9 protein-coding genes are annotated in these 11,572 nt (G+C 65.6%); all 9 read left to right on the top strand.

The window, feature by feature from the left end; translation table 11 throughout:
- The first annotated feature begins 20 nt into the window (after positions 1-20).
- The 9 genes from OKW26_RS12180 (at position 21) to OKW26_RS12140 (ending at position 11,443) form a co-directional block, all read left to right on the top strand.
- A complete protein-coding gene (locus OKW26_RS12180; protein WP_429353763.1) occupies positions 21-1,295 on the top strand; it encodes a serine hydroxymethyltransferase in 1,275 nt (424 codons plus the stop codon).
- 18 nt (positions 1,296-1,313) lie between these two features.
- Positions 1,314-2,285, top strand: a complete 972-nt coding sequence (locus OKW26_RS12175) for a dipeptidase (RefSeq protein ID WP_429353762.1) — start codon at positions 1,314-1,316, stop codon at positions 2,283-2,285.
- 45 nt (positions 2,286-2,330) lie between these two features.
- Positions 2,331-2,870 carry a DUF5943 domain-containing protein gene (locus OKW26_RS12170; protein WP_018425095.1) on the top strand — a complete coding sequence of 180 codons (540 nt, stop codon included), beginning with the start codon at positions 2,331-2,333 and terminating at the stop codon, positions 2,868-2,870.
- A gap of 25 nt (positions 2,871-2,895) precedes the next feature.
- The gene (locus OKW26_RS12165; RefSeq protein ID WP_429353761.1) at positions 2,896-4,959 is read left to right on the top strand and encodes an FAD-dependent oxidoreductase; all 2,064 of its coding nucleotides are present in this window, start codon (positions 2,896-2,898) and stop codon (positions 4,957-4,959) included.
- A 2-nt stretch (positions 4,960-4,961) separates the two neighbouring features.
- Positions 4,962-6,887, top strand: coding sequence for a (Fe-S)-binding protein (locus OKW26_RS12160; protein WP_429353760.1), 1,926 nt, complete (start codon positions 4,962-4,964; stop codon positions 6,885-6,887).
- Between the two features lie 7 nt (positions 6,888-6,894).
- Positions 6,895-8,082 carry an electron transfer flavoprotein subunit alpha/FixB family protein gene (locus OKW26_RS12155; RefSeq protein WP_429354224.1) on the top strand — a complete coding sequence of 396 codons (1,188 nt, stop codon included), beginning with the start codon at positions 6,895-6,897 and terminating at the stop codon, positions 8,080-8,082.
- On the top strand, positions 8,079-8,858 hold the full coding sequence (locus OKW26_RS12150; protein WP_429353759.1) for an electron transfer flavoprotein subunit beta/FixA family protein: 780 nt from the start codon (positions 8,079-8,081) through the stop codon (positions 8,856-8,858). Before OKW26_RS12155 ends, OKW26_RS12150 begins: the two co-directional genes overlap by 4 nt.
- Before the next feature lie 73 nt (positions 8,859-8,931).
- Positions 8,932-10,218 carry an aromatic ring-hydroxylating oxygenase subunit alpha gene (locus OKW26_RS12145; protein ID WP_429353758.1) on the top strand — a complete coding sequence of 429 codons (1,287 nt, stop codon included), beginning with the start codon at positions 8,932-8,934 and terminating at the stop codon, positions 10,216-10,218.
- 34 nt (positions 10,219-10,252) lie between these two features.
- A complete protein-coding gene (locus tag OKW26_RS12140) occupies positions 10,253-11,443 on the top strand; it encodes a 2Fe-2S iron-sulfur cluster-binding protein (protein ID WP_429353757.1) in 1,191 nt (396 codons plus the stop codon).
- Positions 11,444-11,572 lie beyond the last annotated feature (129 nt).

Here is an 11,572-nt window from a genome sequence, read left to right as displayed (position 1 = left end):
AACGATCTCACGGACCTTCCATGTCGAACCCGAATCCCTTCTTCGAAGACCCGCTAGCGGCGCGCGACCCGGCCGTGCGCGGCGCCATTCTGAAAGAGCTCGAGCGTCAGCAGTCGCAAGTCGAGCTGATCGCGTCGGAAAACATCGTGTCGCGCGCAGTGCTCGACGCGCAGGGCTCGGTGCTGACCAACAAGTACGCGGAAGGGTATCCGGGCAAGCGTTACTACGGCGGTTGCGAATACGTCGACGCGATCGAGACGCTCGCGCTCGATCGTATCAAGCAGCTGTTCGACGCGAAGTTCGCCAACGTGCAGCCGCATTCCGGCGCGCAGGCCAACGGCGCGGTAATGCTCGCGCTCACCAGGCCCGGCGACACGGTGCTCGGCATGTCGCTCGACGCGGGCGGGCATCTGACGCACGGCGCGAAACCCGCGATGTCGGGCAAGTGGTTCAACGCGGTGCAGTACGGCGTGCGGCGCGACACGATGCTGATCGACTACGAGCAGATCGAGGAACTGGCGCAACAGCACAAGCCGACGCTGCTGATCGCCGGCTTCTCCGCCTATCCGCGCGCGCTCGACTTCGCGCGGCTGCGCGCGATCGCCGATGGCGCCGGTGCGAAGCTGATGGTGGACATGGCGCATATCGCCGGCGTGATCGCGGCCGGCCGCCATGACAATCCGGTCCCGCATGCGCACGTGGTCACGTCGACCACCCACAAGACCTTGCGCGGTCCGCGCGGCGGATTCGTGCTGACCAACGACGAGGAGATCGCAAAGAAGATCAACTCTGCCGTGTTCCCCGGCTTGCAGGGCGGCCCGCTGATGCACGTAATCGCCGGCAAGGCGGTCGCATTCGGCGAGGCGCTGCAGCCGGACTTCAAAACCTATATCGACAGCGTGCTCGCGAACGCGCGGGCATTGGGCGAGGTGCTCACATCGGGCGGCGTCGATCTGGTGACGGGCGGCACCGACAACCATCTGCTGCTGGTCGATCTGCGGTCGAAGGGGCTCAAGGGCAATCAGGTCGAACAGGCGCTGGAGCGCGCGGGCATCACCTGCAACAAGAACGGCATTCCGTTCGATACGGAGAAGCCGACCATCACCTCCGGCATCCGCCTCGGCACACCGGCGGCCACGACACGCGGCTTCGGCGTCAGCGAGTTTCGCGAGGTCGGGCGTCTGATCGTCGAGGTGCTCGATGCGCTGCGCGTGTCGCCCGAAGGCGATGCCGCAACCGAACAACGCGTGCGCCGCGAGATTTTCGCGCTGTGCGAGCGCTTTCCCATTTACTGAGTACGCGTGGAGCAAACGATGAGTCAACTGCACGAGAACAGCATCATCATCGACGGGCTGAACATTTCGAAGTTCGAGCGCTCGGTGTTCGAGGACATGCGCAAGGGCGGCGTGACCGCGGTGAACTGCACGGTGTCGGTCTGGGAGAGTTTTCAGAAGACCGTCGACAACATCGCCGAAATGAAGCAGCAAATCCGCCAATACAGCGAGATCCTCACGCTGGTGCGCACCACCGACGACATCTTCCGCGCCAAGAAAGAGAACAGGACCGGCATCATCTTCGGCTTCCAGAACGCGCATGCGTTCGAGGACAACCTCGGCTATATCGAAGCGTTCAAGGATCTCGGCGTCAACGTGGTGCAGCTTTGCTACAACACGCAGAACCTGGTCGGCACCGGCTGCTACGAACGCGACGGCGGTCTGTCCGGCTACGGGCGCGAAGTGATTCAGGAGATGACCCGCGTCGGCATCATGGTCGATCTGTCGCATGTGGGCGGCAAGACGTCGTCGGAGGCGATCGCGGCGTCGAAGAAGCCGGTCTGCTATTCGCATTGCTGCCCGTCCGGGCTCAAGGAGCATCCGCGCAACAAGACCGACGAGCAGTTGAAGGAGATCGCGGACGCGGGCGGCTTCGTCGGCGTGACGATGTTCGCGCCGTTCCTGAAGCGCGGACCGGATGCGACCGTCGAGGACTATATCGAGGCGATCGAGTACGTGGTGAACCTGATCGGCGAGGACCAGGTGGGGATCGGCACGGATTTCACGCAGGGCTACAGCACCGAGTTTTTCGACTGGATCACGCACGACAAGGGCCGTTATCGACAGTTGACGAACTTCGGCAAGGTCGTGAATCCCGAAGGCATTCGCACGATCGGCGAGTTTCCGAACCTGACCGCCGCGATGGAACGCGCCGGCTGGAGCGAGACGCGCATCCGCAAGATCATGGGCGAAAACTGGGTACGGGTGTTCGGCGAAGTCTGGAAGGTGTGAGCTTTAGCCCTTGTTTTCATAGCGGATACGAAACGGAGTCTCCACATGCAACCCCAACTGCCTATCGACGTCGATCCGGACACCGGCGTCTGGACCACCGACGCGCTGCCGATGCTGTACGTGCCGCGCCACTTCTTCACCAACAACCACGTCGCCGTCGAGGAAGCGCTCGGCCGCGATACGTACGCCGGGATTCTCTACAAGGCCGGTCACAAGTCCGCCTACTTCTGGTGCGAGAAGGAAGCGAAGCAACATGGTCTTGCCGGCATGGCGGTATTCGAGCATTACCTGAACCGTCTGTCGCAGCGCGGCTGGGGCATCTTCAGGATCATCGAAGCCGATCCGGCCAGCTCGCATGCGCGGATCGAATTGCGGCACTCGTCGTTCGTGCTCGCGCAACCGGGCAAGACCGGCAAGCTTTGCTACATGTTCGCCGGCTGGTTCGCGGGCGCGATGGACTGGGTCAACGATACCGCGCCCGACGGCGCGCGCAAGGGCCCGCCGTCGCAGTCGAAAGAAGCGCGCTGCGCGGCGGAGGGACACGAGCACTGCGTGTTCGAAGTCTCGCCGCTCGCGTCAATTTAATCCGGGCATTCCGAGGTCGATCGCGATGCGTTACCCGAACCTTTTCAAGCCGCTCACGTTGAACCAGCTGACGCTGCGCAATCGCATCGTCAGTACCGCGCACGCGGAGGTCTATGCGGAGCCGGGTGGTCTGCCCGGCGACCGTTATATCCGCTACTACGAGGAAAAGGCGAAGGGCGGAGTCGGACTCGCCGTGTGCGGCGGTTCGAGCCCGGTGTCGATCGACAGCCCGCAAGGCTGGTGGAAGTCGGTGAATCTCGCCACCGACCGGATCGTCGATCCGCTCGCGCGGCTCGCCGAAGCGATGCATGCGCATGGCGCGAAAATCATGATTCAGGCCACCCACATGGGACGCCGCTCGGCGTTTCACGGCGAGCACTGGCCGCATCTGATGTCGCCGTCGGGAGTGCGCGAGCCGGTGCATCGCGGCAACGCGAAGATCATCGAGGTCGAAGAGATCCGCCGCATCATCGGCGACTTCGCGGCGGCCGCGAAGCGCGTGAAGGATGCGGGCATGGACGGCATCGAGATCTCGGCGGCGCACCAGCATCTGATCGATCAGTTCTGGAGCCCGCGCACCAACTTCCGTACCGACGAATGGGGCGGCTCGTTCGAAAACCGCCTGCGTTTCGGCGTCGAAGTGTTGCAGGCGGTGCGCGCGGCGGTGGGTGCCGACTTCTGCGTCGGCCTGCGCATGTGTGGCGACGAATTCCATGAAGACGGGCTCGATCACGAGCAGCTGAAAGAGATTGCCCAGGCGATGAGCGAGACCGGTCTGATCGACTATCTCGGCGTGATCGGTTCCGGCGCGGACACGCACAATACGCTCGCCAACTGCATGCCGCCGATGGCGCTGCCGCCCGAGCCGTTCGTGCATCTCGCGGCCGGCATCAAGCAGGTCGTCAAGGTGCCGGTGATGCACGCGCAAAGCATTCGCGACGCCGGCCAGGCCGAGCGCTTGCTCGCGAGCGGCATGGTCGATCTGGTCGGCATGACGCGCGCACAGATCGCCGATCCGCATATGGTCATCAAGATCCGCGATGGCCGCGAGGACGAAATCAAGCAGTGCGTCGGCGCGAACTACTGCATCGACCGTCAGTACAACGGGCTCGACGTGCTGTGCGTACAGAACGCGGCGACCTCGCGCGAAGCGACGATGCCGCACGTAATCGCGAAGACGCGCGGGCCGAAGCGCAAGGTCGTGGTGGTCGGCGCGGGGCCGGCGGGGCTCGAAGCGGCGCGCGTCGCGAAGTCGCGCGGTCACGACGTGGTGCTGTTCGAACAGAACGATCACGTGGGCGGCCAGATCATGCTGGCGGCGAAAGCGCCGCAGCGCGAGCAGATGGCGGGCATCGTGCGCTGGTTCGACATGGAGACGAAGCGCCTCGGCGTGGACCGCCGCCTCGGTGTCGCCGCCGACGAGCGGACCATCATGGCCGAGAAGCCCGACATCGTCGTGCTCGCCACCGGCGGTTCGGCGTTCACGTCGCAGGTCGCGGCATGGGGCGTCGACGCGGGGCTCGCGGTCAGTTCGTGGGACGTGCTGGCCGGCAAGGTCGAGCCGGGCAGAAACGTGCTCGTGTACGACGGCGTCAGCACGCATGCCGGCGCGGGCGTCGCCGATTTCATCGCGAGCCGCGGCGCCAACGTGGAGATCGTCACGCCCGACGTGAAGGTCGCCGACGACGTCGGCGGCACCACGTTCCCGATCTTCTATCGCCGTCTGTACGCGCAAGGCGTGATCCATACGCCCAATTACTGGCTCGACAGGGTGTACGAGGAGGACGGCAAAAAGATCGCCGTGATCCGCAACGAGTACACCGAGGAGCAGGAGGAGCGCGCGGTCGATCAGGTGGTGATCGAAAACGGCAGTACGCCGAACGACCGGCTTTACTGGAAGCTGAAGCCTGAATCGGTCAATCGCGGCCAGGTCGACGTGCACAAACTGTTCGCGTCCGAACCGCAACCGTGTCTCGACGAGCAGCTCGGCGACGGCTGCTTCCTGCTGTTCCGGGTCGGCGACTGCATCTCGATGCACAACATTCACGGCGCGATCTACGACGCGCTGCGCCTTTGCAAGGATTTCTGACGATGAGCCCCGTGTTTGTCATCACCGTCCTGCTGTGGGTGTCGGTGGCCGGTCTCGCGTTCGCGCTGGCGCGCCGCGCCGCCTACTGGCGCGAGGGCCGTGCGACCGTCGCGGGCGCCTACGGCTGGGCCAATCTGCTCGCGATCCCGAAGCGCTACTTCGTCGACCTGCATCATGTGGTCGCGCGCGATCCGTATATCGCCCGCACGCACGTTGCCACGGCGGGCGGAGCGATCCTCGCGATGGCGCTCGTGTTCGTCAACTACGGCCTCGCGATCTACTCGCCGTGGCTCGACAAGCTGATCTTTCTCGCCGCGCTGGCGATGCTGATCGGCACGGTGTTCGTCTGGCGCCGCCGGCATGGCGCGAAGACGGTGCCGGCGCGGCTGTCGCGCGGCCCGTGGGATCAGTTGCCGCTGCTGCTCGGCGCGTTCGCGCTCGGTCTCGTGCTATTCGTCGGGCTGCCCGCGACGGCGATGTCCGGCGCGTTCGCCGTGATCGTCGCGCTGCTGATCGCGGCGGGCGCGTTCACGATGACGTTCGGCGCGGCGCGTGGCGGCCCGATGAAACATGCGGTGGCCGGTCTGCTGCACCTCGCGTTTCATCCGCGTCAGGAGCGCTTTGCCGATTCCACCGCAGCGCGTCACGCTCGCGATGCCGTGCCGCCCACCGCGCTTAAAACCCCGCTGCTCGGCGCGAAGGAATACGGCGTCGGCAAGCCGGTCGAATTCCGCTGGAACCAGTTGCTCAGCTTCGACGCCTGCGTGCAATGCGGCAAATGCGAAGCGGCGTGCCCCGCGTTCGCGGCCGGTCAGCCGCTCAATCCGAAGAAGCTGATTCAGGATCTGGTAACCGGCATGGTCGGCGGCACCGACGCGCAGTACGCAGGCAGCCCGACGCCCGGCATTCCGGTCGGCAAGCACGCGGGCGCGCCCGCCAAGCCGCTGATCTCGACGCTGATCGAAGCGGACACGCTGTGGTCCTGCACGACCTGCCGCGCCTGCGTGCAGGAGTGCCCCATGCTGATCGAGCACGTGGACGCGATCGTGGACATGCGCCGCAATCAGACGCTGGTCGAAGGCAGCGTGCCGGGCAAGGGGCCGGCGACGCTCGCGAATCTGCGCGAAACCGGCAGCCTCAACGGCTACGACATCGGCGCGCGCTACGACTGGGCCGTCGATCTGCAGGTGCAGGTCGCGCAGCCGGGCCGTCACGTGGACGTGCTGCTGATCGCCGGCGAAGGCGCGTTCGACATGCGCTATCAGCGCACGCTGCGCGCGCTCGTCAAGGTGCTGAACCGCGCGGGCGTCGATTACGCGGTGCTGGGCGGTGTCGAGACCGATACCGGCGACACCGCGCGGCGGCTCGGCGACGAAGCGACGTTCCAGCAACTGGCCCGTACGCTGATCGGGACGCTCGCGCAGTACTCGTTCGCGCGCATCGTTACCGCCGATCCGCACGTGCTGCATAGCCTGCGCAACGAATATCGCGCGCTCGGCGGGTTCTATCAGGTCCAGCATCACACGGCGCTGATCGACGAACTGATCGCGAGCGGCAAGCTGTCGCCGCGCGCGGCCGCCGCCGTCGCGGAGCGCAACATCACGTATCACGACCCGTGCTATCTGGGCCGCTACAACGGCGAGACGCAAGCGCCGCGCCGGGTGCTGAAGAGCATCGGCATCAAGGTGGTCGAGATGGAGCGTCACGGCCTGCGCGGACGCTGCTGCGGCGGTGGCGGCGGCGCACCGCTGACCGATATTCCCGGCAAACGGCGGATTCCCGACATCCGTATCGACGACGCGCGCGCGAGCGGCGCGGAGATCGTCGCGGTCGGCTGTCCGAATTGCACCGCGATGCTCGAAGGGGTGGTGGGTCCGCGACCGGAAGTGCTGGACGTCGCCGAACTGGTCGCCGCGGCGCTGGAGTAACGCGATGATCAATACGCTCAAACGAATCGATCCGCGCCGGCCGTTCACGGTGACGGCACAGGGACTCAGGCGCATCACGCTCGGCGTCGTTGGCATCGCGGACGCCGGCGGCAGTGCGTCGCTGGCTGATGCGCGTCACGCCGCGCATCGCGAACAGCCGAAGCCGCGCCGCACGACGGCCGCGCCGCGCCGTGTGCTGCTGGTCGCGGCGCACACGGATCGCGGCGCGCTCGATGAACACGCGCGCCAGACGCTCGCGGCCGCCGCGCTGATCGCGGACACGCACAGCGAAGTCGTGCTGCTGGTGTTCGGCGAATTCACCGGCGATGCCGCCGCGCTCGGCGCCGACAAGCTGATCGAATTGCCGATGTTCGATCGCCGCACGTACGCGCCGAACGATGAACTGAATGCGCTGGCGGCCTGCGTCGCGGCCTATGCGCCAGCCCATGTCTTGCTGCCCGACAACGCGACCGGCGACGGCGACCTCGGCCGCCGCTATGCGGCGGCGGCCGATGCAAGCGTCGCGACGCACGTCGTCGAGATCGCTGCCGGGCACGTGTGCAGCTATGTTCGCGCGAATACGGCGCTCGCCAGCCGCGCGCTGCCCGAGGTCGTGCTGCTCGAGCCGAATGCGGTCGATCCGAAGCTGCCGTTCGTCGGCGCGGGCGAGCGGGTCGCGTGGCGCTTCGAGCGCGAAGCGGACAGCACGGTCGCGCAACGAGCGATACACGATCTCGGCATCGACGAAATCGACGCGGCGCAGGTCGCGCTGGAAGAGGCGGATTTCATCGTGTCGGCGGGCAACGGCGTCAGCGACGTGCCCGCGTTCGAGCGACTCGCGACGACCCTCGGCGCGGCGATCGGTGCCAGCCGGGTTGCCGTCGACGACGGCAAGTTCACGCGCGACAAGCAGATCGGCGCGACCGGCAAGACCGTCGAGGCGAGCGTGTATATCGCGTTCGGCATCTCGGGGGCGGTCCAGCATCTGCAAGGCATCAAGGATTGCCGCCATGTGATCGCGGTGAATCTCGACGCGAGCGCGCCGATCGCGAAGCGCGCGAATCTGACCGTGATCGCCGACGCGCAGGACACCATCGCGGCGCTCAACGAGGCGGCGGCCGCGGCGCGCGGTGCCCGCGAGACCTCGGCCGCGCTGCTGCGGCCGGGCAAGCTTGCCGAAGGAGTGCTCGCATGAAGATCGCCGTGCTGGTTTCAGTCGGACGTCACCCGGTCAGCGGCGTCGCGCGCTACAGCCGCAACGATGCGGCGGCGTTGACGCTGGCGCTGTCGCTCGTCAGAACGCATGGCGCGACGCTCGACGTGCTGCACGCGGGCGATCCGTCGAACGCCGCGTTGAACGAGTATCTGGCGCTCGGCGCGCGTTCGGTCGAAGTGCTCGAGATGACGCCCGACGCCGATCCTGCGCCGCAACTCGCCGGGCGTTTGCGTGGCTACCAGCTGGTGCTGACCGGCACGCGCGCCGAAGGCGGTTTCGATAGCGGCATGCTGCCGTATCGCGTCGCGCATGCGCTGGCGGTGCCGCTCGTCGGCGCCGCCGTCGATGTGGCGCTGCGCGACGGTCGAGCGCAGGTCCGGCAGTTCATGCCGAAGGGCCTGCGACGGCGCGTCGAAGTGCGGCTGCCGGCATTGGTTGCCGTGCATCCGCTCGCGAACGTCGCGACGTCGTACGCGTATGCACGGATGCGCGAAGGCACGATCGAGCGCGCCGTCGCGCCGCTCGCCGACGCGCGGCGCGGCACCACTCCCGAACAGTCCGCATGGACGATCGGTTCCGCCACAGCGAAACCGGTGCGCCTCGCCGCCGCCGAAAAGCGCTCAGGCCACGCGCGCATGCTGTCGGCGACGGCGACCGAGAGCCGCGGCGGCAGCGTCGTAATTGAAGGGAGTTCCGTCGAAAAAGCACAAGTGATACTCGCGTATTTGCGCGAGCATCAACTGGTGGATTACTGAATTCCGGCTCGGGCCAGCATGCGACCAGGAGGGCCTGGCGCGGCGCCAGACGTGACACGCAACGGAGCAAACAATGAAAGTTTCCGCAGACGTTCGCGCAATGATCGAACGCCGCAAGCAGAACTACACGCTGGAAGCGCCGTTCTATACCAGCGAGCCCATCTTCGCGCTCGACATCGACGCGATTTTCCGTCGGCACTGGATTCAGGTCGCGGTCGAGCCCGACGTGCCCGAGCCGGGCGACTATGTGACGGTTGAGATCGGCGACGATTCGATCCTGATCGTGCGCGACGACGACATGCGGGTGCGTGCGTTTCATAACGTATGCCGCCACCGCGGCGCGCGTCTGTGCAATACCGGCAAGGGCTCGCTTGGCAATATCGTCTGTCCGTATCACAGCTGGACGTATAGCCTCAATGGCGACCTGATGTTCGCCGAGCACATGGGCGAGCAGTTCGAGCGCTGCAAACATAGTCTGAAAGCGGTGCATGTCGAAAATCTCGCCGGACTGATTTTCATCTGCCTCGCCGAGCAGCCGCCCGCCGATTTCGCCGTGATGCGCGCCGCGATGGAACCGTATCTGTTGCCGCACGATCTGGCCGGCTGCAAGATCGCCGCGTCGATCGACATCATCGAGGAGGGCAACTGGAAGCTGACGATGGAAAACAATCGCGAGTGCTATCACTGCGTCGCGAACCATCCGGAGTTGACCATCTCGCTGTACGAATACGGTTTCGGTTATCAGCGCACGCCGGCGAACGAGGAGGGCATGGCCGCGTTCGAGACGACGGTCGCGCGCCGCACCGCGCAGTGGGAGGCGATGCAGTTGCCGTCGGCGGAAATCGAGCGGCTCGCCGACCTGGTCACCGGGTTTCGTACGCAACGTCTGCCGCTCGATCGCGACGGCGAATCGCAGACACTCGACGCGAAGGTCGCCTCGAAGAAGCTGCTCGGCGGTTTCAGGCATGCGGATCTCGGCGGCCTGTCGTTCTGGACCCAGCCGAACTCGTGGCATCACTTCATGAGCGACCACATCGTCAGTTTCTCGGCGATTCCGCTGTCGGCCGGCAAGACGCTGGTGCGCACCAAATGGCTCGTGCACAAGGACGCGCGCGAAGGCATCGATTACGACGTCGACAATCTGACCGCCGTATGGCGCGCGACCAACGACCAGGATCGCGCGCTCGTCGAATATTCGCAGCGCGGCGCGACGAGCAGCGCGTATGAGCCGGGTCCTTATTCGCCGTTCACCGAAGGACTCGTCGAAAAGTTCTGCGAGTGGTATATCGGCCGTCTCGCGGATTACGACGCGAACTCGCGGGCGGTGCACGACGAGAAAGTCGTGTCGTTCGTGCGCTGAGCGCAAGACCGCAATGAGGAGCGGGGGGACAACCATGATGCGCGATCAGGCCATGTTTCAACCGGACATCGAGCAGACTTCGCAGAATCCAGCTGACGCGCCGAGCCGCGTCACGCAGCCGCGCTTCTGGGACGCGCTGCCGGCGCGCTGGAACAGCGACGCCGACGACACGCTGGAGTGCTGCCAGGTCCGCAGCGAAACGCACGACGTGAAGAGTTTCTTCTTCCGCGCGCCATCCGGTCGGGCGTTCGTGTTCGAGCCGGGGCAATTCATCACGCTGGAGTTGGAGATTGACGGCGAGCGCGTCAATCGCTGCTATACGATCTCCTCTGCGCCCACCCGGCCGCATACGATTTCGATCACCGTCAAGCGCGTGCCGGGCGGCCCGGTGTCCAACTGGCTGCACGACCATCTGCATGCGGGTATGCAGGTACGCGTGCTGGGCCCAGCCGGCGAATTCACCTGCGCGCGGCATCCGGCGCGCAAGTTGCTGTTTTTGTCCGCGGGCTCGGGCATCACGCCGCTGATGTCGATGAGCCGCGCGCATCATGAACTCGGCGAGGACAGCGATATCGTCTTCGTGCACAGCGCGCGTACGCCGGACGACATCATCTTCGCGCGCGAGCTCGATCTGATCGCCGCCAATCAGGCGCATTTCCGCACCGCGTTCGTCTGCGAACGCGTGGGCACGCGCACCAATTGGCCCGGCATCACCGGCTTTCTGACGCTGCCGCTGCTGAAACTGATTGCGCCGGATTTTCTGGAGCGCGAGATTTTCACGTGCGGCCCCGCGCCGTATATGCAGGCGGTGCGCAATCTGCTCGATGAAGGCGGCTTCGATCGCCAGCACTATCACGAGGAAAGCTTCTCGTTCGAGACCGTCGGCGAAGTGGCCGCGCAATTGGCCGAAGCGCATGTCGCGCACACGCTGAGCGATGCGTGCGCGCCGGCCGAAACCGCCACGCGTTTCAAGGTGAGCTTTACGCGCAGTCATCGCGAGATCGAGTGCGGCGGCGGCCAGCATGTGCTCGATGCGGCGAAGCAGGCGGGCGTGCGGCTGCCGGCGTCGTGCACGCAAGGCATGTGCGGCACCTGCAAGGTGAAGCTCGTGTCCGGCGAAGTGGCGATGAAGCACGCGGGCGGTATCCGTCAGCGCGAGATCGATCAGGGCATGGTGCTGCTGTGCTGTAGCAAGCCGCTGACCGATCTCGTCGTCGACAAGTAATACGACTGATAACACCACAGCAACACGGCAAGCACTGGGCGGATTGGCGTGGAAGTCGCATGCGGACAACTGCATGTCGCAAAACAACGCTACCCGGCAATTCTGGTTGGCGATTCTAAATACGCGATG

The organism is Paraburkholderia sp. 32 (genome assembly GCF_050435345.1).
Lineage (GTDB): Bacteria > Pseudomonadota > Gammaproteobacteria > Burkholderiales > Burkholderiaceae > Paraburkholderia > Paraburkholderia tuberum.
This window is presented reverse-complemented; position numbering and strand designations above follow the sequence as displayed.